This window comes from Streptomyces sp. NPDC037203 (assembly GCF_055605065.1).
In genome coordinates, this window is sequence record NZ_JBVJUC010000013.1 from 19,044 (window position 1) to 40,666 (window position 21,623).

Annotated in this window: 17 protein-coding genes; 6 read left to right on the top strand and 11 right to left on the bottom strand. The window is 71.0% G+C overall.

Annotated features, from left to right (window positions below):
• Positions 1-48 precede the first annotated feature (48 nt).
• Both ACZ7EC_RS28390 and cimA read left to right on the top strand, forming a co-directional pair.
• Positions 49-1,359, top strand: a complete 1,311-nt coding sequence (locus ACZ7EC_RS28390; protein ID WP_471066996.1) for an MFS transporter — start codon at positions 49-51, stop codon at positions 1,357-1,359.
• A gap of 286 nt (positions 1,360-1,645) precedes the next feature.
• The gene (gene cimA / locus ACZ7EC_RS28395) at positions 1,646-3,253 is read left to right on the top strand and encodes a citramalate synthase (protein WP_471066998.1); all 1,608 of its coding nucleotides are present in this window, start codon (positions 1,646-1,648) and stop codon (positions 3,251-3,253) included.
• A gap of 855 nt (positions 3,254-4,108) precedes the next feature.
• On the opposite strand, the gene ACZ7EC_RS28400 is transcribed toward cimA, so the two are convergent.
• Both ACZ7EC_RS28400 and ACZ7EC_RS28405 read right to left on the bottom strand, forming a co-directional pair.
• On the bottom strand, positions 4,109-4,711 hold the full coding sequence (locus ACZ7EC_RS28400) for a GOLPH3/VPS74 family protein (protein ID WP_471067000.1): 603 nt from the start codon (positions 4,709-4,711) through the stop codon (positions 4,109-4,111).
• Positions 4,712-4,774: 63 nt separating this feature from the next.
• On the bottom strand, positions 4,775-6,640 hold the full coding sequence (locus ACZ7EC_RS28405; RefSeq protein WP_471067001.1) for a lectin: 1,866 nt from the start codon (positions 6,638-6,640) through the stop codon (positions 4,775-4,777).
• A 147-nt stretch (positions 6,641-6,787) separates the two neighbouring features.
• Here ACZ7EC_RS28405 and ACZ7EC_RS28410 point away from each other — a divergent pair, with 147 nt between their 5' ends.
• The gene (locus ACZ7EC_RS28410) at positions 6,788-9,808 is read left to right on the top strand and encodes a glycoside hydrolase family 3 protein (RefSeq protein WP_471067003.1); all 3,021 of its coding nucleotides are present in this window, start codon (positions 6,788-6,790) and stop codon (positions 9,806-9,808) included.
• A 51-nt stretch (positions 9,809-9,859) separates the two neighbouring features.
• The gene (locus ACZ7EC_RS28415; RefSeq protein WP_471067005.1) at positions 9,860-11,227 is read left to right on the top strand and encodes a hypothetical protein; all 1,368 of its coding nucleotides are present in this window, start codon (positions 9,860-9,862) and stop codon (positions 11,225-11,227) included.
• A 32-nt stretch (positions 11,228-11,259) separates the two neighbouring features.
• Here ACZ7EC_RS28415 and ACZ7EC_RS28420 read toward each other — a convergent pair whose 3' ends face one another.
• The gene (locus tag ACZ7EC_RS28420; RefSeq protein WP_471067007.1) at positions 11,260-11,703 is read right to left on the bottom strand and encodes a MarR family winged helix-turn-helix transcriptional regulator; all 444 of its coding nucleotides are present in this window, start codon (positions 11,701-11,703) and stop codon (positions 11,260-11,262) included.
• Between the two features lie 104 nt (positions 11,704-11,807).
• Positions 11,808-12,410, bottom strand: coding sequence for a YceI family protein (locus ACZ7EC_RS28425; protein ID WP_471067009.1), 603 nt, complete (start codon positions 12,408-12,410; stop codon positions 11,808-11,810).
• Positions 12,411-12,813: 403 nt separating this feature from the next.
• On the opposite strand from ACZ7EC_RS28425, the gene ACZ7EC_RS28430 reads away from it, so the two are divergent.
• A complete protein-coding gene (locus tag ACZ7EC_RS28430) occupies positions 12,814-14,409 on the top strand; it encodes an acyl-CoA carboxylase subunit beta (protein WP_471067011.1) in 1,596 nt (531 codons plus the stop codon).
• 35 nt (positions 14,410-14,444) lie between these two features.
• Entirely contained in the window at positions 14,445-14,636 is a 192-nt protein-coding gene (locus ACZ7EC_RS28435; protein WP_471067013.1) for an acyl-CoA carboxylase subunit epsilon, read from the top strand.
• Positions 14,637-14,799: 163 nt separating this feature from the next.
• On the opposite strand, the gene ACZ7EC_RS28440 is transcribed toward ACZ7EC_RS28435, so the two are convergent.
• The 7 genes from ACZ7EC_RS28440 to ACZ7EC_RS28470 all read right to left on the bottom strand — a co-directional run bounded on the left by ACZ7EC_RS28440 (position 14,800) and on the right by ACZ7EC_RS28470 (position 21,622).
• Entirely contained in the window at positions 14,800-15,390 is a 591-nt protein-coding gene (locus ACZ7EC_RS28440; protein WP_070022337.1) for a GTP-binding protein, read from the bottom strand.
• Positions 15,371-15,967, bottom strand: coding sequence for a DUF742 domain-containing protein (locus tag ACZ7EC_RS28445; protein ID WP_471067014.1), 597 nt, complete (start codon positions 15,965-15,967; stop codon positions 15,371-15,373). The genes ACZ7EC_RS28440 and ACZ7EC_RS28445 overlap by 20 nt, the downstream gene beginning before the upstream one ends.
• 94 nt (positions 15,968-16,061) lie before the next feature.
• Positions 16,062-16,475 (bottom strand): roadblock/LC7 domain-containing protein, encoded by a 414-nt coding sequence (locus tag ACZ7EC_RS28450; RefSeq protein ID WP_004983065.1) that lies wholly within the window; start codon positions 16,473-16,475, stop codon positions 16,062-16,064.
• Positions 16,476-16,485: 10 nt separating this feature from the next.
• On the bottom strand, positions 16,486-19,740 hold the full coding sequence (locus tag ACZ7EC_RS28455) for a nitrate- and nitrite sensing domain-containing protein (protein ID WP_471067016.1): 3,255 nt from the start codon (positions 19,738-19,740) through the stop codon (positions 16,486-16,488).
• Between the two features lie 402 nt (positions 19,741-20,142).
• The gene (locus ACZ7EC_RS28460; RefSeq protein ID WP_085566720.1) at positions 20,143-20,718 is read right to left on the bottom strand and encodes a GTP-binding protein; all 576 of its coding nucleotides are present in this window, start codon (positions 20,716-20,718) and stop codon (positions 20,143-20,145) included.
• A complete protein-coding gene (locus ACZ7EC_RS28465; protein WP_037654659.1) occupies positions 20,699-21,097 on the bottom strand; it encodes a DUF742 domain-containing protein in 399 nt (132 codons plus the stop codon). Before ACZ7EC_RS28465 ends, ACZ7EC_RS28460 begins: the two co-directional genes overlap by 20 nt.
• 111 nt (positions 21,098-21,208) lie before the next feature.
• Complete coding sequence (locus tag ACZ7EC_RS28470) at positions 21,209-21,622, bottom strand: roadblock/LC7 domain-containing protein (RefSeq protein WP_023546525.1); 414 nt, start codon at positions 21,620-21,622, stop codon at positions 21,209-21,211.
• Between the last annotated feature and the right edge of the window lies 1 nt (position 21,623).

The following is a 21,623-nucleotide window of genomic DNA, read 5'->3' on the forward strand; positions in this document are numbered from 1 at the left end:
TGCCTCCGGGGCGCATCCGGCGTCGCGGAGTCGGGCAGGTAAGGGGGCATGGGAATCCAACACTGGAAGAAGATCTGGGTCGGCTCGGCGGGGAACATGGTCGAGTGGTTCGACTGGTTCGTGTACGCCAGCTTCGCCACCTATTTCGCCGGGGCGTTCTTCCCGAGTGGGAACCCCACCGCGCAGCTGATGAACACCGCCGGGATCTTCGCCGTCGGGTTCTTCATGCGGCCCGTCGGCGGCTGGCTGCTCGGGCGGGTCGGCGACCGCAGGGGCCGCAAGGCGGCGCTGACGCTGACCGTCACACTGATGTCGGCCTCGGCGGTGCTGATCGCCGTCGCGCCCACGTACGCGGTCGCCGGGTACGGCGGCGCCCTCGTGCTGCTCGTCGCCCGGCTGCTCCAGGGCCTGTCGGTGGGCGGTGAGTACGCGGCCAGCGCCACCTACCTCACCGAGGCCACCGACCCGAGGCGGCGCGGCTTCGCCTCCAGCTTCCAGTACGTGTCCATGACCGTCGGTCAGATCATCGGACTCGGCCTCCAGATCGTCCTCCAGCGCACCATGTCCGACTCCGCCCTGCACGGCTACGGCTGGCGCATCCCCTTCGTCGTCGGCGCCCTCGGTGCCGCCGTCGTCTTCTATCTGCGCCGCAACATGCTGGAGAGCGAGGTCTACGACGAGGACGCCTCGGCCGCCGAGGAGCGCGGCACCCTGCGCGCCCTGTGGCGGCACCGGCGCGAGGCGTTCCTCGTCATCGCGCTCACCATGGGCGGCACGGTCGCGTACTACACGTACACCACCTATCTGACCAAGTACCTCTCCAACTCGGCGGGCCTGTCCAAGGACACCGCGACCCTCGTCTCCTTCACCGCGCTGATCGTCTTCGCCGGGATCCAGCCGCTCGCCGGCGCCCTGTCCGACCGGATCGGGCGCCGGCCCCTGCTGATCACCTTCGCGGTCGGCTCCACCGTCCTGACGGTGCCGATCATGACCCTGCTCAAGCACACCGGCGGCTACTGGCCCGCCCTCGGCCTCAGTCTGCTCGCCCTGGTGATCGTCACCGGCTACACCTCGATCAACGCCTGTGTGAAGGCCGAGCTGTTCCCCACGAGTGTCCGCTCCTTGGGCGTCGCCCTCCCGTACGCCCTCGCCAACGCCCTCTTCGGCGGGACCGCCGAATACATCGCCCTGTGGTTCAAGAAGGCCGGGATCGAGTCCGGTTTCTTCTGGTACGTGGCGGGATGCGCGGCCGTATCTCTGATCGTGTACGTCACGATGCGGGAGACGAAGGACCGGGACCTGACCGGCGTCCGGGGGGCCGGCGGAGTGGGGGAGTCCCGTGTGACGACCGCATCCTGAGACGGACGGTGAGCCGGGGGCGGTGCTGTGCCAGACTTCCCCCGTGCTTACGTTCGCCACGATTATCGGCAACAGGCGCGCCGGTCCGCAGTGACCATCTCGTACGACCAGGTGCGGGTGGCCATCGTTCGTCCTCGACCCGCGCGCAGACCTCTCGCATCCGCGAGGGGTTTTTTCGTTTTACGGCCCACCTTCAGCCGTGAATCGAGCGCGGGGGAGTATTGGGGGGACGGTGGAGCCGGTCATTCCGGTAAGACCGAAGATCCACAACAGGAGCCTTGAGACCATGACCGAGACGGCAACCAGCGAGCTCGACGACTCGTTCCACGTCTTCGACACGACGCTGCGCGACGGTGCGCAGCGTGAGGGCATCAACCTCACCGTCGCGGACAAGCTCGCCATCGCCCGGCACCTGGACGACTTCGGCGTCGGCTTCATCGAGGGCGGCTGGCCCGGCGCCAACCCCCGCGACACCGAGTTCTTCGCCCGCGCCCAGAACGAGATCGAGTTCCGCAACGCCCGGCTGGTCGCCTTCGGCGCCACCCGCCGCGCCGGGGCCAAGGCCGCCGACGACCCGCAGGTCAGGGCGCTGCTGGAGTCCGGCGCCCCGGTGATCACGCTGGTCGCCAAGGCACACGACCGGCACGTCGAGATGGCGCTGCGCACCACGCTGGACGAGAACCTGGAGATGGTCCGCGACACCGTGTCCTACCTGTGCGAGCAGGGGCGCCGGGTGTTCGTGGACTGCGAGCACTTCTTCGACGGCTACCGGGCGAACCCCGAGTACGCCAAGGCCGTCGTGCGCGCCGCGTCCGAGGCCGGGGCCGATGTGGTGGTGCTGTGTGACACGAACGGCGGCATGCTGCCCGCGCAGGTGCACGCGGTCGTCGCGACCGTGCTCGCCGACACCGGTGCCCGGCTCGGCATCCACGCCCAGGACGACACCGGGTGCGCGGTCGCCAACACGCTGGCGGCGGTCGACGGCGGCGCCACGCATGTGCAGTGCACGGCCAACGGGTACGGCGAGCGGGTCGGCAACGCGAACCTGTTCCCGGTGGTGGCGGCGCTGGAGCTGAAGTACGGCAAGAAGGTGCTGCCCGAGGGGCGGTTGCGGGAGATGACCCGGATCTCGCACGCCATCGCCGAGGTCGTCAACCTCACGCCCTCCACCCACCAGCCGTACGTGGGCGTGTCCGCGTTCGCGCACAAGGCCGGGCTGCATGCCTCCGCGATCAAGGTCGACCCGGATCTGTACCAGCACATCGACCCGGCGCTGGTCGGCAACACCATGCGGATGCTGGTCTCCGACATGGCGGGCCGCGCCTCCGTCGAGCTGAAGGGCAAGGAACTCGGCGTCGACCTCGGCGGCGACCGCGAGCTGATCGGGCGGGTGGTGGCTCGGGTCAAGGAGCGCGAGCTCAAGGGCTACACGTACGAGGCCGCGGACGCCTCCTTCGAACTGCTGCTGCGCGGCGAGGCCGAGGGCAGGGCGCTGAAGTACTTCGACGTCGAGTCCTGGCGGGCGATCGCCGAGGACCGGCCCGACGGCACACACGCCAACGAGGCCACGGTCAAGCTGTGGGCCAAGAGTGAGCGCATCGTGGCCACCGCCGAGGGCAACGGCCCGGTCCACGCGCTCGACCGCGCGCTGCGGGTCGCCCTGGAGAAGATCTACCCCCAGCTCGCGGGCCTGGAACTGGTCGACTACCGCGTCCGCATCCTGGAGGGCCGCCACGGTACGTCCTCCACCACCCGCGTCCTCATCTCCACCTCCGACGGCACCGGCGAGTGGTCCACGGTGGGCGTCGCGGAAAACGTCATCGCCGCCTCCTGGCAGGCCCTGGAGGACGCCTATACCTACGGCCTCCTCCGCGCGGGCGTCCAACCGGCGTAACGCTCCACTGGGCTCGCGATGTCCGCCTCCCCGGCCTCCGGTACGGCCCGCCCAGGCCCCGCCCCTGCGGGGCTCAGGGGGCGGGGCCCCCAGGGTGACGTGAGGCGCCCGGCCCGCCCTGCCCTGACGGGACGCGAGACCCCTACCCCGGCACGGTGGGACCGGCGGACCTGCGCCGCCCTCCCCAGCGGTGCCGAGGCGCGCTCCCCGGCAGGGCTGAACTGGGCCGACGGCGCCCCGGCGGGCCTGGGGCGCCGTCCCTGGGGGGGGGTGGCGGGCCTTGTCCCCGGAAGATGGCCGCGCTCCCGCCGGATCTGCGCCGCCGTTCTCGGACGGGCTGGGCTGCCCTTATCCCCAGCGGATCTGAGCCGATCTCCCGGCGGGCCTGGGGCGCCGTCCCCGGAGGGCCGGGCGGGAGCCCCCCCGGCGAATCTGACGTTCCCTTCCCGGCAGACCTGGGCCTTCCTCCCGGCGGGCCTGAGCGGCCGTCCCCGGTGGGGCTGGGTGGGTCCCCCCCGGCCGATCTGAGGGTCTCTTCCCTGGCGTACCTGCGGGCGCCCTTCCCGGCGGGTGGGCCGTGCTCCCGGCGGGGCTGAGGTGCCGTCCCCGGAAGGGCTGGGCGGGCGCCCCCCGGCGGATCTGACGTTCCCTTCCCGGCAGACCTGGACCGCTTTTCCCGGAGGGGCTGGGCCGCCGCCCCCCGGCGGGGCTGGGCGAGCCTTCTCCCCGGCGGGTCCGAGGGCGCCCGGCGGGTCTGGGCCGCCCTCTCGGCGGTGTTGACGGAGGGGCTGGGGGCCCACGGGGCTCAGGGTGCCGGTCCCCGTCACCTGGTCGCCGTCGGTCCGCTCCCTGCCCTCACGGTGCCCGCCAGATGTTGTCGAAGGCGGCGTTCTCGATGCGGCGGCGTTCGCGGACCGCGGTCAGTTCGGTGATCGCGTCGCCGACGGCGGCCAGCACGGTGAGCACCGCGTCGTCGGCGTTCTCGTTGCCGTCCGCGCGGTCCTCGCCGATGCCCAGCGGGACGGCGAGCGCGGTCAGGACCGGCTCGCCGGACCACCAGCGGTCGGCGGCGCGGCGGCGGGCCGGGGTGTCGGGGTGCGGGGCCTCCCCGCCGAGCCGGGGCAGCCAGCGCCGGCGTTCCCCGGTGAGCTGCCCCTCGGTGTCCAGCGCGTCGTGATACGCCGCGGCCAGCCCCCGCCCGCGCCGCCACAGCCAGTCCTCGACCGTCTCGTAAGGCTCCTCGCGCACCAGCGCCGCGCCCGCCTCGTCCAGCATCCGGTCACCGGTGGCCGGCGCCGGACCCGGCACGATGCGCTCCCCGTCCAGGGTGAGCGCGCGCACCCCGAGCAGGTCGATCAGCTCGGCCCCCGCGAGGGCCAGCGACAGATCGCCCTGCTCGACGGGGCGCGCGCCGGGGACGTCCACGCTGACGAGGAACAGGTCCTGCGGTGTGGTCATGGTGGCTCCAGGTCGACGCGGCCGTTGCCCCTCATCGTCCCCCAGCCACCGGCCCGCCGCTCGTCACCGCAGCTGCCATTTCTGGTTGGCCGCCCCCGTGCAGGACCAGATCTGCGCGCGGGCCCCGTTGGCGGAGGAGTCGTCGGTGACGTCCAGGCACTTGTCCGCGGCGAGGTTCACCACGTCATGCGTCGCGGCGTTGTACGACCACTGCTGGGCGCCGCTCCCGTTGCAGTCGTAGAGCTGCACCTTCGCCCCGTCGGCCGTCGAGCCCGAGGTGACGTCCAGGCACTTGCCGAGCGCCCGCACCGAGCCGTCGGCCGACACCGTCCACTGCTGCGCGGCGCTGCCGTTGCAGTCGTAGAGCTGTACGGCCGTACCGTTGGCGCTCGACCCGCCCGCCACGTCCAGGCACTTGCCGGCCAGCCCCACGAACGCCCCGCTCGCGGCGCCGGTGCCGGACTGGGTGCCGGACCAGGTGAAGGTCGCGGAGGTCTTGCCGGGCAGCGAGTAAGTGGCGTGCTGCGAACCCCAGTCGATGGTGACGGTCTGGGCGGAGGCGGAGCCGTTGTAGGCGATCAGCGCCTTGCTGCCGTCCGGGTTGCGCCAGGCCACGTTGGGCACCGTGGTGGACGCCGTGGAGGCGATCCGCTGCGCGCCGGGCCGTACGAACTTGGTCAGCTGGCCCATGTCGTAGTACTCGACGGTGTAGTCCACGCTCCCGCTTCTGCTGTCCCCGTTGTGCACGGTGGCCAGTCCGGTACAGGTGCCGCAACCGCCGTTGTGCGGGCCCATGTTCTGGTCCACGGCCAGCGACCACTTGGTCACCGACTTCGCCCAGTTGCGGGTGTAGTCGATGATGTTCGACATGTCCTCGTGCTGCTGGTCGGCGATCCAGGTGCCCCCGGAGTGCTCGGTGGCGAAGGCGTCCAGCGAGGGGTACTTGTCGTGGATCGCCGTCTGTTCGGAGACGTCGCCGCCGTAGCCGTGCCAGGCGATGCCGCCGAAGTTGGGATGCTCCCGGATCGCGGGGTCGTCCACGGACTGCGCGGCATAGGAGTCGTACGTGTCCCAATTCCAGTCGTGTGCCAGGACCTTGGTGCTCAGACCCGCCGACTGGAGCTGCGGCAGCAGGTCGTTCTTGAGGAAGTAGGCCAGACCGCTCGCGTTCCAGCTCATCGACGGGTAGCCGGAGCAGCAGGTCGGCTCGTTCTGCGGGGTCACGTACGAGACGTGGACGCCCTGGTCCTGGTACGCCTGGAGGTACTTGACGAAGTACGACGCGTAGGCGCCGTAGTCCTCCGCCTTCAGCCAGCCCCCGTTGAGCGAGCCGCTGTCCTTCATCCAGGCCGGGGCGGTCCAGGGGGAGGCCATCACGGTCAGCGCGGGGTTCAACTGGAGCGCCTGCCTGGTGAGCGGCGCGACGTCCGCGAGGTCGTGCGCGATGGAGAACTTGCTCAGGCCGGGGTCGGTCTGCCCGGACGGCACGTCGTCGTACGTGTAGCCGTAGCGGGCGAGGTCCGAGGCGCCCATCGGGTTGCGCAGGAACGACAGGCCGATGCCGTCCGTCGGCGAGAACAGCTTGCGCATCGTCGCGTCCCGTGTCGCCTGCGACAGCGCGCCGCTGCTGTTCAGCAGCCAGGCCGCGGTGTCGGTGAACGAGGCGCCGGCGCCGGTGAAGGTCTGGTACCGGGTGTTCTCGTCCACGGTGATCTGGGTGCCGCCACCGCCCGTCCCGGACTGGAAGGCGAACGGCGCCTGCGCTTCGAGGCCGCGTACGACATGGCGGCCCGCGGAGTCGTCGGTGGTGGTCAGCCACGCGGTGACCTGCTCACCGGCGGCATGCGCGGGGAGCGTGGCCGCGGTGAATCCGGCGGCGGAGAGCAGCCCGGCCAGCAGCAGCCGGAGTGCGCGGGGGGATCTCCTCATGGTGCGTCGCCCTTCCTCTCGGGTCGACAGAGCGGATTGGAGCGGAGCGGAGCAACTGACGCACGGTCTTGACGAGTTGGGGAGCCGTCAGTTAACTCACGCCGTGAGCTAAGCCATGAGTGAACCATGAGAGCCAAGGGAAGGTCCATGCCAAGGCCAAGAACCGCCCTGCTCGTCCCCGGAGCCCTGCTCGCCGCCCTGCTGCCCCTGTCCGCCGCGGCGCACGCCGCCGGAGATCCCCCGCCGGTGCCCGTGGACCGCTTCGAGGGCGAGGTGCCCTTCGCCTCCCAGCCCGCGGACGGCATCTTCACCTGGGGCGGCGACAGCGACGACCCGCCCACACTGCGCCTCGCCGACCGCGCCGACGCCCCCGAGGGCGCCAAGGTGCTCGCCGGCACCTACGACATCAGCGGCTACGGCGGCTTCACCCATGACTTCGCAGCGGACCAGCCCGCCCACGACTGGTCGGCCCACCAGGGCATCCGTTTCTGGTGGGAGGGGCACGACAACGGCAAGAAGATCGCCTTCGAGATCAAGGACGGCGGCGCCACCGGCGAGGCGTCCGAGCTGTGGACGACGTCCTTCACCGACGACTTCACCGGCTGGAAGCAGATCCAGATCCCGTTCGCCGACTTCACGTACCGCACCGACTACCAGCCCGTCGGCGGCATCGACCACGTCCTCGGCCTCACCCGGATGTGGGGGTACGCGGTCACCCTCCCCGTCGGCCTCAAGGGCGAATTCGCCATGGACGACGTGGAGTTGTACGGCGAGGCCGATCAGGCGCTGCACGCCTCCGTCAGCACCGACGCGACCGTCTACCCGGTGACCGGGGGCGGCACCGCCAGGGTGCGGGTCACCCTCGCGACCACGGGCGCGAAGCCCGTGGACGACCCGGTGACCGTCACCTACGCCACCGGCGGCGGCACCGCCACCGCCGGCCGGGACTACACCCCGGTCTCCGGCACCCTCACCTTCCCCGCGGGCACCCCCTCCGGCACCACCCGGACCATCGAGGTGCCCACCCGCAAGGACAGGGCCGCCGAGCCCGCCGAGACCATCCCCCTCAAGCTCACCGCCGACGGCGCCAAGGCCCCCGCCGAGGCCCCGCAGGTCGTCATCGACGCGCACGGACTGCCGTACCTGAACCCGAAGCTGCCGGTGAAGAAACGGGTCGCCGATCTGCTGTCCCGGATGTCGCTCGCCGAGAAGGCCGGGCAGATGACCCAGGCCGAACGCGCGGGACTCACCACGCCGGGCGACATCGCCTCGTACGGCCTCGGCTCGCTGCTGTCCGGCGGCGGTTCCACGCCCACGCCCAACACCGCCGAGGGCTGGGCGCAGATGATCGACGGCTTCCAACTCCAGGCGCAGGCAACGCGGTTCCAGATCCCGCTGATCTACGGCGTGGACGCGGTGCACGGCCACAACAACCTGTACGGCGCGACCGTCATGCCGCACAACATCGGCATCGGCGCCACCAGGGACCCCGGACTCGCCGAGCGGACCGGCGCGGTGACCGCCGCCGAGGTGCGCGCGACCGGCGTCCCCTGGGACTTCGCACCCTGCCTGTGCGTGAGCCGCGACGAACGCTGGGGCCGCTCCTACGAGTCCTTCGGCGAGGACCCGGCGCTGGTGCAGTCCATGGAGACGGTGATCCAGGGCCTCCAAGGGCGCGCGGACGGCAGCCAGTTGAGCCGTGGCGACAAGGTCCTCGCCACTGCCAAGCACTTCGTCGGCGACGGCGGCACCGCCTACGGCTCCTCCACCACCGGCACGTACACCATCGACCAGGGCGTCACCACCGTCACCCGGCAGCAGTTGGAGGACATCCACCTGGCGCCGTACCGGAGCGCGGTGAAGCGGGGGATCGGCACCGTGATGCCCTCGTACTCCTCCCTCGACATCACCGGCGACGGCAAGGGCGCGGTCCGGATGCACGCCCGCGGTGACATGATCAACGGCGAGCTGAAGGGGAAGCTGGGCTTCGACGGCTTCGTGATCAGCGACTGGAACGCCATCGACCAGCTCCCCGGCGACTACGCGAACCACGTCCGCACGGCCGTGAACGCGGGCGTCGACATGATGATGGTGCCGTACACCTACAAGGACTTCAGCTCCACCCTGATCGACGAGGTGAAGGCGGGCCGGGTCCCCGTGGCGCGGATCGACGACGCCGTCTCCCGCATCCTCACCCGCAAGTTCGAGCTGGGCCTGTTCGAGCACCCGTACGCCGACACCAGCGGCGCCGCCGCCATCGGCTCCCCGGCCCACCGCGCCGTGGCCCGCCAGGCGGCCGCCGAATCACAGGTGCTGCTGAAGAACAGCGGCGGGCTGCTGCCGCTGGACAAGCGCGAGAAGGTGTACGTCGCCGGGTCCAACGCCGACGACATCGGCAACCAGAGCGGCGGCTGGACCCTCACCTGGCAGGGCGCCTCCGGCGGCACCGTCCCCGGCACCACCATCCTCCAGGGCATGCGCGAGGCCGGCGGGAACGTCACCTACTCCAAGGACGCCTCCGCCCCGACCGCCGGATACGACGTGGGCGTGGTCGTCGTCGGCGAGACCCCCTACGCCGAGGGCGTCGGCGACGTCGGCAACGGTCACTCGCTGTCCCTCACGGCGGCCGACCAGGCGGCGGTGGACAAGGTCTGCGGCGCCATGAAGTGCGTGGTGCTGATCGTCTCCGGCCGGCCCCAGCTGATCGGCGACCGGCTCGGCGAGATCGACTCCCTGGTGGCCTCCTGGCTGCCCGGCACCGAGGGCGAGGGCGTCGCCGACGTCCTCTACGGCGCCCGCCCCTTCACCGGACAGCTCCCGGTCACCTGGCCGAAGTCCGAGTCCCAGCTCCCGATCAACGTGGGCGACGCGTCGTACGACCCCCAGTTCCCCTACGGGTGGGGCCTGACCACCCGCACCGCCGTCCCGCACGGCGGCGCGGACACCCTGAGGTCGCTGGCCGCGCGGGCGGCGACGGCACAGCGGCACGGTGACGGACGCACCGGACGGGAACTGGTCGACCAGGCCCGGCTGCTGGTCCAGCAGAAGGTGGGGTCCCGGATGACGGCGGCCGTGGCGAAGCCCTTCGCGGACGCGGACCACCTGCTGCTGACCGGCCACTACGGGCAGGCGCTGCAGAAGCTGGCGCAGGCGTACCGGGCGGCCTGACCGGTCCGTCCTGAACCACCCCTTGCGGGAGGCTTCGGGTAGCGTCGAGACATGAAGGCAGTCCCGCGGACCCGAAGCCTGACCGCCCTGCTGCTCGCCGCGCTCGCCCTGGTCCTGGCGACCGGTCTCGCCCCCGGAGCGAGCGCGGACACCAGCGTCTCCGCCATCGCCCGCGCGCTGCGCTCCGGCCCGGTCTACGTCGACCCGGCGGCCTCCGGCCAGCTCTCCCGCGCGGACGCCGACGCGCTGGCGAAACGGATCAAGGACGCGAACAAACCGCTGTTCATCGCGGTCCTCCCGGCCGGTTATCCCATGACGAGCCTCTTCTCCGACCTGCGCGCCGCCACCGGCATCACCGGCCTGTACGGCATCCGCCTCGGCGACCGCTTCGACGCCCGCGCCGACGCCTCCGTGATGTCGCCGACCGCCCGGCAGAACCTGGTGAACAGCGTCCACGGCGAGGACGCCAAGGCCCAGCTGACCGACTTCACCGACCGCGCCCTCGCCCACATGGGCGGCCGCGCGCCCCGCAGCTGGGGCGCCGCGGGCAGCGGGGAGGGCTCCGGCGCGGGGCTGATCGCGGTCGCCGCGGTGCTGGTGGCGGGCGCGGCGGGCGCGTACACGCTGGTACGGCGGAACCGGCGGCGGCGCGAGCGGGAGCAGCGGGCCGCGCTCGACCGGCTCCGGGTGGTGGTGGACGAGGACATCACCGCGTTCGGCGAGGAGCTGGACCGCCTCGACTTCCACCCGGCCGACCCCGGCGCCGACGACGCGATGCGCGCCGACTACGAGCGCGCCCTGGACGCCTACGAGACCGCGAAGCAGCGGATGGCCGAGGCGGGCAGGCCGGAGGACGTCCGGCCGGTCACCGAGGCGCTGGCGGACGGCCGCTTCTGTCTCGCCCGGCTTGCCGCGCGCCGTGAGGGCCGCCCGCTGCCCGAGCGCCGGCCGCCCTGCTTCTTCGACCCCCGGCACGGCCCCTCGGTCGCCGACGCCGCCTGGACCCCGCCCGGCGGCGCCCCGCGCGAGGTCCCGGTCTGCGCCGCCGACGCCACCCGCCTCGCCGACGGCCGCGATCCCGTGGTCCGCGAGGTCGACACGGAGTACGGCCGCCGCCCCTACTGGGACGCCGGGCCCGCCTACGGCCCCTGGGCCGGCGGTTACTTCGGCGGCGGCATCCTCCCCGGTCTCCTCTTCGGCACCCTGCTCGGCAGCATGATGTCCACGCCCTCGTACGCCGCCGACTACGGCGCCGGGTACGGCGACTTCGGCGGCGCCGACTACCAGGGCGGCGACGTCTCCGGCACCGATTTCGACCCCGGCGACTTCGGCGGCGGATTCGGGGACGGCGGCTTCGGCGACGGCGGCGGTTTCGGCGGGGGAGACGGGGGCGACTTCGGGGGCGGCTTCGGCAACTGAGGCGTACCCGTAAGGGGAGTGGCCGGGGGCGGTCAGGGCTCCGTGCCCGGTATCTCCATCGACCCCACCCGTTCCAGCAGCGCCGCCGCCAGCCCCAGCACCCCCCGCTCCGTGTCGCCGAGCGTGCTCAGGGCCGCGGCGAGCCAGATGTCCCGCTCGGCCATGTCCCGCTCCAGTGCCCGCCGCCCCGGTCCGGTCAGGGTCAGCACGGACTGCCGGCGGTCGCCCGCGTCCGGTTCCCGCGCGATCAGCCCCTCGGCCTCCAGGTCCGCGAACACCCGCGTCAGCGACTGCGGCCGCTGCCGCTCCTGCGCCGCGATCCGCCCCGGTGTGGCCGGGCCGTGCGCGTGCAGATACCCCAGCACCGCGAGCTGGTTGGGGCTCAGGCCCCCCTCCCCGCGCTCCTGCCGCAGCCGCCGGTTGACCCGGACGACGGCGCGGCGGAGAGCGGCGGCGTCGGCGAGGTGATCGTCCATGCGCGATATCGTACGGAGACGCTTATCAAAGAGCCGACTGCGAGGCTCTCTTCCCGGTCAACGCGTCCGGAACTGATACGCAACGCTGATGAAGCAGGCGACGCTCACGCGTTCTTGATCGCGGAGATGTCGAAGTTCAGCTTGATCTTGTCGGAGATGAGCACGCCACCCGTCTCCAGCGCGGCGTTCCACGTCAGGCCCCACTCGGAGCGCAGCAGCTCGGCCTTGCCCTCGAAGCCGGCGCGCTCGTTGCCGAAGGGGTCCCTGGCGAGCCCGTTGAACTCCAGGTCGATGGTGATCGGCCGGGTGACGCCGAGCAGCGAGAGGTCGCCGGTGATGCGGTAGTCGTCGCCGCCCAGGGCCTGCGCCTCGGTGGAGCGGAAGGTCATCGCCGGGAACTCGTCGATCTTGAAGAAGTCGGCCGACTTCAGGTGGCCGTCGCGGTCGGCGTTGCCGGTGTCGATGCTCGCCATCGCGATGTCGAGGGCGGCGGTGGACTTGGCCGGATCCTGACCGTCCAGGTGGAGGGTGCCGGTGAAGTCCTGGAAGGTGCCCCGCACATTGGTGACCATCGCGTGCCGGGCCACGAACCCGATCGTGCTGTGCGCGGGGTCGATGGTGTAGTCGCCGGTCAGCGCGGTCAGGTCGGGGCCGGCGCTCTGCGCGGCGGTGGCGGTCGTGCTGTCCTTGCGGCCGAAGATGCCCATGACGTCCTCCTGGGAGCCATTCTGTTTAACGTTCAACGAATCCGACGACTCCGACGGTAGACCCATTCGGTTCGGGTTTCAACATCATCCGGTGCGTGGCGTGTCGATGACTCAAAGTCACTGCGCGCACCCGCCGGGAGAAGCGCATAGCGTGGGGGTCGGCGGTCGCGGCCGAGGGCCGTCCGGGGGGTGGCGTCACTCCACGGATGGCATGCGCGTTCCCACGAATGCGGGATGGTCTGCCGGTGGTGTCCTTGTCGTATTCCCACAACGCAAGCCGCCTCTGAGCAGTCGGAACGGCTGCACTACGCCGTGGTTCTGTTCACTCGCACCAGGAAAACGGGCCGGAGACTGTACGGAGTCGACGGCTCGCTTTCCTTGGTGTCCTTCGTAAGGTCGCTACATGACCGTTTTGGAAGAGACGACGGGTGAGCCGACCGGCGAGCCGACGGACGCGCGCGGACGGGTCGCCGAACTGCACGACATCCGTGCGCAGGCCGTGGCCGGCCCCAGCGAGAAGGCGACCAAGGCGCAGCACGCCAAGGGCAAGCTGACGGCGCGGGAGCGGATCGAGCTGCTCCTGGACCCGGATTCCTTCCAGGAGGTCGAGCAGTTGCGCCGGCACCGGGCGACCGGATTCGGCCTGGAGGCGAAGAAGCCGTACACCGACGGTGTGATCACCGGCTGGGGCACGGTCGAGGGCCGTACCGTCTTCGTCTACGCGCACGACTTCCGGATCTTCGGCGGCGCCCTCGGTGAGGCCCACGCCACCAAGATCCACAAGATCATGGACATGGCCATCGCGGCCGGCGCCCCCCTGGTCTCCCTGAACGACGGCGCGGGCGCCCGCATCCAGGAAGGCGTCAGCGCGCTCGCCGGATACGGCGGCATCTTCCAGCGCAACACGAAGGCGTCGGGCGTCATCCCGCAGATCTCCGTGATGCTGGGCCCCTGCGCGGGCGGCGCGGCGTACTCGCCGGCCCTCACGGACTTCGTCTTCATGGTCCGCGAGACCTCGCAGATGTTCATCACCGGCCCGGACGTGGTCAAGGCGGTCACCGGCGAGGAGATCACCCAGAACGGGCTGGGCGGCGCGGACGTGCACGCCGAGACCTCCGGTGTCTGCCACTTCGCGTACGACGACGAGGAGACCTGCATCGCCGAGGTGCGCTACCTCCTCTCGCTGCTGCCGCAGAACAACCGCGAGAACCCGCCGCGCGTGGAGTGCTCCGACCCGGTCGACCGCCGCTCGGACATCCTGCTCGACCTGGTCCCGGCCGACGGCAACCGGCCGTACGACATGACGAAGGTCATCGAGGAACTCGTCGACGACGGCGAGTACCTGGAGGTCCACGAGCGCTGGGCCCGCAACATCATCTGCGCCCTGGCCCGCCTCGACGGCCAGGTGGTCGGCATCATCGCGAACCAGCCGCAGGTCCTCGCCGGCGTACTGGACATCGAAGCGAGTGAAAAAGCTGCACGCTTTGTCCAGATGTGTGACGCTTTCAATGTTCCGATCGTGACCTTCCTGGACGTCCCCGGATTCCTCCCCGGTGTCGACCAGGAGCACGGCGGCATCATCCGGCACGGTGCGAAGCTGCTGTACGCCTACTGCAACGCCACCGTGCCGAGGATTTCGCTGATCCTGCGCAAGGCGTACGGAGGTGCCTACATCGTCATGGACTCCCAGTCGATCGGCGCCGACCTCACCTACGCCTGGCCCACGAACGAGATCGCGGTGATGGGCGCGGAGGGCGCGGCCAACGTCATCTTCCGCCGCCAGATCGCCGAGGCCGAGGACCCCGAGGCCATGCGGGCCCGCATGGTCAAGGAGTACAAGTCCGAGCTGATGCACCCGTACTACGCCGCCGAGCGCGGCCTGGTCGACGACGTCATCGACCCGGCCGGGACCCGCGAGGTGCTGGTGAAGTCGCTGGCGATGCTGCAGACCAAGCACGCCGACCTCCCGTCCCGCAAGCACGGCAACCCCCCGCAGTAACCGAGCGGCCCTCTCTCTTACGGAGACTGACACCCATGAGCACTGCCGACATCCGCGTCGAGAAGGGCCACGCCGAGCCCGAGGAGGTCGCCGCCATCACGGCCGTCCTGCTCGCCCGCGCCGCGGCCCGCCCCGAGCCGGCCCACCACCGCGCGCACCCCAAGGCCGGCTGGCGCCGCCTGGAGCGCGAGCCCGGCTTCCGCGCCCCGCACAGCTGGCACGGCTGAGCGAAGAAGAAGACGAAGAAGACATGGAAGTGGGGCCCCTCTCCGGAGGGGCCCCACTTCTCTGCGCGCCCGAAGCGGCGCGGGGAACCGCGCGAACGGCAAAGGGCTGCCCGTGGACGGCGTACGGCCGTGACGGGCAGCCCCTGGGAGCCGCGAACCTCGCTTACCGCAGACGAGCCATCAACGCGTGCTCCACGAGCGTGATGAGCGTGGACTTGGCGTCGGCCCGGTGCCGGGCGTCGGTGGTGATGATCGGGGTGTCCGGACCGATCTGCAGCGCCTCGCGCACCTCGTCCGGGCTGTAGGGCTGATTCCCGTCGAAGCCGTTGAGGGCGATGACGAAGGGCAGCCCGCTGTTCTCGAAGTAGTCGACAGCCGGGAAGCAGTCGGCGAGCCTCCGGGTGTCGACGAGGACCACCGCGCCGATGGCGCCGCGGACGAGGTCGTCCCACATGAACCAGAAGCGGTCCTGACCCGGCGTACCGAAGAGGTACAGGATGAGGTCCTGGTCCAGGGTGATGCGGCCGAAGTCCATGGCCACCGTGGTGGTGGTCTTGTCTCCGGTGTGGGTGAGGTCGTCGATGCCGGCCGAAGCGGACGTCATGACGGCCTCTGTGCGCAGCGGGTTGATCTCCGAGACGGCGCCGACGAACGTGGTCTTGCCCACGCCGAAGCCGCCCGCCACCACGATCTTCGCGGAGGTGGTGGAGCGACTCTGAGAAACCGGCCCTCCGCTAGAGCTTGCGAAGTCCACTGAGCACCCTTTCGAGCAGTGTCACGTCTGGCTGGCCACCGGCGTTCTCGTCGCCGCCGGGCTGATGGATGGCGACCAGGCCCGCCTCCGCCAAGTCGGCGACGAGGATCCTGGCCACGCCGAGGGGGATCGTGAGCAGGGCCGAGACCTCGGCCACCGACTTGATCTCCCGGCAGAGATTGCAGATCCGCTGATGCTCGGGCAGCTGGCCCTGCATCTGGTGCGGAGCAGCGGTGGTGTGCACCAGCGCCTCGATGGCGAGCTGGTAGCGCGGGCGGGTCCGGCCGCCGGTCATGGCGTACGGACGCACCAGGGGGTTGTTCGCCGCGGGCGCCGGCTCGGGGCGGCGCTGCGGCTGGACCGGCTGGATGCGCGGGGCCGGCGGCTGGTCGTACGGCGAGGGGCCGGGCCCCTGCGGCCGGCCGTACGGCGAGGGGCCGGGTCCCTGCGGGGCGTACGGCTGCCGGTGGTGGGGGGCGGAGGAAAAGTCGTACGGGTTCGCCGAGCCGTCGCCGTGGCCCTGGGCAGGGCCGTACGACCAATTGCCCGAGGGCGAACCTCCTGGGGGTGTTGCCACTTTCTCCTCCTCCGACTGCGTCGGGCACCCATCCGTGTGGAGCCGCGTCCCGAAACCTTAAGGCCCCGAGACGCGAATACGCACCGTCCGATTACTAGTTGAGAAGGCTGCCCTGGAGCTCCGCGCGGAGATCCGGGGTGAGGACCGTGCCCGCGCGGTCCACCAGCAGGGCCATCTCGTACCCGATGAGGCCGATGTCCGCTTCCGGGTGGGCCAGGACGGCGAGGGACGATCCGTCCGAGATGGACATGATGAAGAGGAATCCCCGCTCCATCTCCACAACCGTCTGGTTGACGCTGCCGCCCTCGAAGATGCGCGAGGCACCGGCGGTCAGCGAGGTCAGACCGGAGGCGACGGCGGCGAGCTGGTCGGCGCGGTCACGGGGGAAGCCTTCGGACATCGCCAGAAGGAGTCCGTCGGCGGAGACCACCACCGTGTGGGACACCCCCGGGGTGTTGTCCACGAAGTTGGTGATCAACCAGTTCAGGTTCTGTGCCGCCTGGCTCATCGGGCTCACACTAACGCTCCTGGTTGTAGGTGCTGTCAGGACCACTGTGGTGATTCCCAGTGGCCTGGCCGTTCGTTTCACTGCCTGCGCTGCGTCCGCGCTGGACGCCCCGGCGCAGGTTGCTCAGCCTGCCCCGGACGTCCTCCGGAGCGCGGGAGACCTGGGGGCCTCCCTGGGGGGTCGATTCGGCGCTGCCCTCGACCAGGTTGGCCTTGGGTACCCGCCGCGGCAGCCCGGAGGCGGTGACCCCGCCTGCCTTGGGCTTGCGCAGCTGCGAAGCCTGCTGCCAGCGCTCGTCGTTGGCCGAGCGCCAGTCGTCGTCACCGTCGTTCCCCGGTGCGGCGGCCGGCGGCTCCTGCTGTGCGGGGGCCGCACCGTCGGAGCCGTTCGCGACGGAACCCCGGCGGGGCAGCCCGGCGTCGGTCAGCGCGTGCGCGGCGGGAGCGACCGTTTCGGGACCCTCGAAGCCTACGCGGTTCTGCTCACCCGCGTCGGCCGGCGCGGATTCCGTTTCCGGAGCGTAATGGGCCGGGTAGCCGTTCTGGTAGCCGTCCTGCTGCTGCCAGTCGCCCTGGTAGGCGGGCTCCGCATAGCCGTTCTGCGGGTAACCGCCGGCCGCCGGGTAGCCCTCCGTGCCCGGCAGTTCACCGCCCTGGGGGTAGAACTGCCCGTCGTACGACCGCTCGTAGGAGGCGGACGGCGTCTCCGCGTACGGCTCCTGGTACCCCTGCTCCTGGTAGCCGGCCTCCTGGTACGGAGTCTCCTGGTACGGAGTCTCCTGATGCGGAGTCCTCTGGTACGCGGTCTCCTCGTACGGCTGCCGCGGCTGCCGCGGCTGCTCCGGGTATCCGGTGTGCTGCCCCTCGAACAGCGGCTCGGCGTAGGTCTCGCCGGTGTCCTGGCGCGGCTCCTCCGGCTGCGGCTGGCCGTTGGCCTGCGCCTCCAGCGCCGCCCGGCGCCCCTCGCGGAGCAGGGAGCGTCCGACCGGGTCCAGTTCGCGGATGTCGTCGGGGACCTCGGTGTACTGGCTGTCGTCGAAGCCGAGTTCGGCGGCGGTGCGCAGCGGCTGCGCCTCCGGGTGCTGCGCCTGGAACTGCTGCTCCGGGATGATCTGCGAGACCGTGAACTCCTCGCGGTCCAGCGCCGAGTCGCCGCCACCGCCGTGCGTGATCGCGTCCGGCAGCATGACCAGGGAGGTGGTGCCGGCCTGCTCGCCCGAGGGGCGCAGCTGGACCCGGATGCCGTGCCGGTCGGACAGCCGGCCGACCACGAACAGGCCCATGCGCTGGGAGATCGCGGCGTCCACGGTCGGCGGGTTGGCCAGCTTGTGGTTGATGTCCGCGAAGTCCTCGGCGGTCAGGCCGATGCCCTTGTCGTGGATCTCGATCATGACCCGGCCGTCGGGCAGCCGGGTCGCCGTGACCTTGACCTTGGTCTGCGGCGAGGAGAACGTGGTGGCGTTCTCCAGCAGCTCGGCCAGCAGGTGCACCAGGTCGGTGACGGCGCGGCCGTGGATCTCGGCTTCGGGGACGCCGGACAGCTCGATGCGCTCGTACTGCTCCACCTCGGAGGAGGCGGCGCGCAGCACGTCGACCAGCGGGACCGGCTGGTCCCAGCGGCGGCCGGGCTCCTCGCCGGCGAGGACCAGGAGGTTCTCGCCGTTGCGGCGCATACGGGTGGCCAGGTGGTCCAGCTTGAAGAGGTTCTCCAGCTGGTCCGGGTCGGCCTCGTTGTTCTCCAGGTCGGTGATCAGGGTCAACTGGCCCTCGATCAGCGACTGGTTGCGGCGCGACAGGTTGGTGAAGATCGCGTTGATGTTGCCCCGCAGCAGGGCCTGCTCGGCGGCGAGCCGGACCGCCTCGCGGTGCACCTGGTCGAAGGCGCGGGCGACCTCGCCGATCTCGTCCTTGGTGTGGATCGGGATCGGGGCGACACGGGTGTCGACCCGGCCGGGGTCGGTGCGCGAGAGCTGGTCGACCAGCATCGGCAGGCGCTGCTCGGCGACGCCGAAGGCCGCGTTGCGCAGCTGGCGCATGGCCCGGCTCATCTGCCGGGCCACCGCGCCGGCCAGGAGGAAGGCGAGCAGCAGGGCGAGTACCACGATGGTGCCGGTGATGATCGCGGAGGTGCGGGCGTCGTCGGCGATGCCGGACGCCTCGTTCACGGCCTTGTCGGCCATGTCCGACTCGATCTTGCGGTACGCCTTGTACTTCAGCGTGTTGACCGCGAACCAGTTCTGGGCGCTGACGCCGTTCGCGGCGAGCGCGTCACGGGTGGCCTGGCTGGTGTCCTTCATGGTGGCCAGCGCCGAGACCATGGTGTTGGGGTTGCTCGGCGGCGGCACGTAGTTCGGGTCGTCCTGCCTGGCCTGCGCGGCCTCGGCCTTGGCGTCCGCCGCGACCTTCTTCTGCGCGTCGGCCAGCACCTGCGAGTCCTGCGCGGTGCCACCGCCCTGGTACTCCTCGATGGCGATGCGCTCGAGGTAGGCGTACGACGCCAGGGAGACCCGCTGGGTGGACAGGTTCGGCGCGTCCGGACCCGGCTTGACCAGCAGGTGCATGCCGATGGACCGCTCCAGCGACAGCGCCGCCTTGGTCAGCGACATGGCGTAGACGGTACGGCCGTACGAGGTGATGTTGCCGGTGCCCAGGCCGAGCTCGTTGGCGAACTCCATCAGCGGGTGGGCGACCTCGACGTACGCCTCCTCCGTCTGCACGCCGGTGAGCTTGGAGGTGTAGGCGGTCTTGCGCAGGACCTGCAGCTCGGGCTCGGCCTTGCGGAACAGCTTCAGCCGGCGCACCAGACCGGGCGTGTGCGGCATGCTTTTCGTCGCCTCGGTGAAGCCGGCGGCGGCCTCGTCGGTGGCCTTGCGCGCGTCCTCGATCGTCGCCTTGCTCTTGCTGTCCTTCTTGTTCAGCAGGAGCGGCTCGGCGGTGATGTCGCGCTCGTTCTCCACGGCGTCCGCGTAGACGAGGGCCGCGCGCACCAGCCGGGCGGTGTTCTCGGCGTCACGGGCCTGCTGCCAGGTGTCGATCGAGTTGTTCACCTGGAAGCCGCCCATGACGAGGCCGACGGCCGCGGGTATGAGCAGGATCGCGTTCAGCCGGGTGGGTACCCGCCAGTTGCGCGGGGAGAAACGGCCGCCGCCGGGCGCGGGAGTGTCCGCCGGCTCCGCACCGGACACCGGGGCGGGCGCCGCGGCGCGCGGCGGCGGGGTGAAGTTGCCCCGCGCCGACGGCTCGGGACCGTTCTTGCTTCGCCTCACTCGACCAACAACCTCTCGGCGGTCGGCACCTACGTCGTGCCGCAGTCTCTCAGAGCCCGTTCGGCCGACGACGACGCAGTACGTCAGGGACCATGGGGCAGTTCAGGCATTCCAGCACGTGGACCAGCGCACTTCCAAACAGTGGAAACCTTGTGACCGTTCGGCTGTAAGCGAGAGATAAAACGGTCATAAAGAGCGAGCCCCGCCAAAAGGCGGGGCGGTCGTGCGCGCAGCGGCACCGGCCGACCGCGTCGCGTGGCGGCTCCGGACGATTCCTCTGCCGAACTGTTATGAACACCGCGGCCCACCGTGTCAAAGGCCACAGTGGGCCCCGCCGGGCCCCGCGCGTCCCCGTACGGCAACTTCCGTACGGGGCGTCGCACTTGAGTGCTACCGGACCGGTTACCGCAGCCGTGCCATCAGCGCGTGCTCGACCAGCGTGATCAGAGCGCTCTTGGCGTCGGCCCGGTGCCGGGCGTCGGTGGTGATGATCGGGGTGTCGGGACCGATCTGCAGCGCCTCGCGCACCTCGTCCGGCGTGTAGGGCTGGTGGCCGTCGAAGCCGTTGAGGGCGATGACGAAGGGCAGCCCGCTGTTCTCGAAGTAGTCGACAGCCGGGAAGCAGTCGGCGAGCCTCCGGGTGTCGACGAGGACCACCGCGCCGATGGCGCCGCGGACGAGGTCGTCCCACATGAACCAGAAGCGGTCCTGACCCGGCGTACCGAAGAGGTACAGGATGAGGTCCTGGTCCAGGGTGATGCGGCCGAAGTCCATGGCCACCGTGGTGGTGGTCTTGTCCCCGGTGTGGGTGAGGTCGTCGATGCCGGCCGAGGCCGAGGTCATCACGGCCTCCGTGCGCAGCGGGTTGATCTCCGAGACGGCGCCGACGAACGTGGTCTTGCCCACGCCGAAGCCGCCCGCCACCACGATCTTCGCCGAGGTGGTGGCCCGTCCCGCGTCAGAGCTTGCGAAGTCCACTGAGCACCCTTTCGAGCAGCGTCACGTCCGGAGCGCCGCCGTTGTTCTCGTCCCCGCCCGGCTGGTGGATGGCGACCAGGCCGGCCTCGGCCAGGTCGGCGACCAGGATCCGGGCCACGCCCAGCGGCATGTTCAGCAGCGCAGAGACCTCGGCCACCGACTTGACCTCGCGGCACAGGTGGCAGATCCGCTGGTGCTCGGGAAGCAGCCCCATGAGGGCGGCGGGGTCGGCCGTGGTGCTGATCAGCGCCTCGATGGCGAGCTGGTAGCGCGGCCGGGTGCGGCCGCCGGTCATGGCGTACGGCCGCACCAGCGGCTGGTCGCCCTCGTCCCCGTACGGTTCCGCATACGGATCGTGATGGGCGGTGGGCGGGGTCATGGATCCTCCGGGCGGGACAGCAAGTCGGTCAGTCAAGCCGTCTGACGGGGCCGGTGGGGGGTTTGTGGCGGCCGGACGGTGTTTTGGTGAGGTGTGTGGTGCCGGGGCCGGTCAGTGGAGCAGACTGCCCTGTAGTTCGGCGCGCAGGTCCGGGGTGAGTACCGCCCCCGCGCGGTCGACGAGCAGTGCCATCTCGTAGCCGACCAGGCCGATGTCGCACTCGGGGTGCGCCAGCACCGCGAGGGAGGACCCGTCCGAGACGGACATCAGGAAGAGGAACCCCCGCTCCATCTCCACGACCGTCTGGGCCACCGTGCCGCCCTCGAAGATCCGGGAGGCCCCGGCCGTCAGCGAGGTCAGGCCGGAGGCGACCGCGGCGAGCTGGTCGGCGCGGTCCCGCGGGAAGCCCTCGGACATCGCCAGCAGCAGACCGTCGGCGGAGACCACCACCGTGTGGGACACACCGGGGGTGTTGTCCACGAAGTTGGTGATCAACCAGTTCAGGTTCTGTGCCGCCTGGCTCATC

Coding starts and splice junctions, on each gene's coding strand:
- ACZ7EC_RS28400 (WP_471067000.1), bottom strand. CDS start 4,711: ATGACCACACCGCAGGACCTGTTCCTCGTCAGCGTGGACGTCCCCGGC.
- ACZ7EC_RS28415 (WP_471067005.1), top strand. CDS start 9,860: ATGAAGGCAGTCCCGCGGACCCGAAGCCTGACCGCCCTGCTGCTCGCC.
- ACZ7EC_RS28390 (WP_471066996.1), top strand. CDS start 49: ATGGGAATCCAACACTGGAAGAAGATCTGGGTCGGCTCGGCGGGGAAC.
- ACZ7EC_RS28410 (WP_471067003.1), top strand. CDS start 6,788: ATGCCAAGGCCAAGAACCGCCCTGCTCGTCCCCGGAGCCCTGCTCGCC.
- ACZ7EC_RS28465 (WP_037654659.1), bottom strand. CDS start 21,097: ATGACCCCGCCCACCGCCCATCACGATCCGTATGCGGAACCGTACGGG.
- cimA (WP_471066998.1), top strand. CDS start 1,646: ATGACCGAGACGGCAACCAGCGAGCTCGACGACTCGTTCCACGTCTTC.
- ACZ7EC_RS28470 (WP_023546525.1), bottom strand. CDS start 21,622: ATGAGCCAGGCGGCACAGAACCTGAACTGGTTGATCACCAACTTCGTG.
- ACZ7EC_RS28405 (WP_471067001.1), bottom strand. CDS start 6,640: ATGAGGAGATCCCCCCGCGCACTCCGGCTGCTGCTGGCCGGGCTGCTC.
- ACZ7EC_RS28425 (WP_471067009.1), bottom strand. CDS start 12,410: ATGGGCATCTTCGGCCGCAAGGACAGCACGACCGCCACCGCCGCGCAG.
- ACZ7EC_RS28420 (WP_471067007.1), bottom strand. CDS start 11,703: ATGGACGATCACCTCGCCGACGCCGCCGCTCTCCGCCGCGCCGTCGTC.
- ACZ7EC_RS28435 (WP_471067013.1), top strand. CDS start 14,445: ATGAGCACTGCCGACATCCGCGTCGAGAAGGGCCACGCCGAGCCCGAG.
- ACZ7EC_RS28450 (WP_004983065.1), bottom strand. CDS start 16,475: ATGAGCCAGGCGGCACAGAACCTGAACTGGTTGATCACCAACTTCGTG.
- ACZ7EC_RS28430 (WP_471067011.1), top strand. CDS start 12,814: ATGACCGTTTTGGAAGAGACGACGGGTGAGCCGACCGGCGAGCCGACG.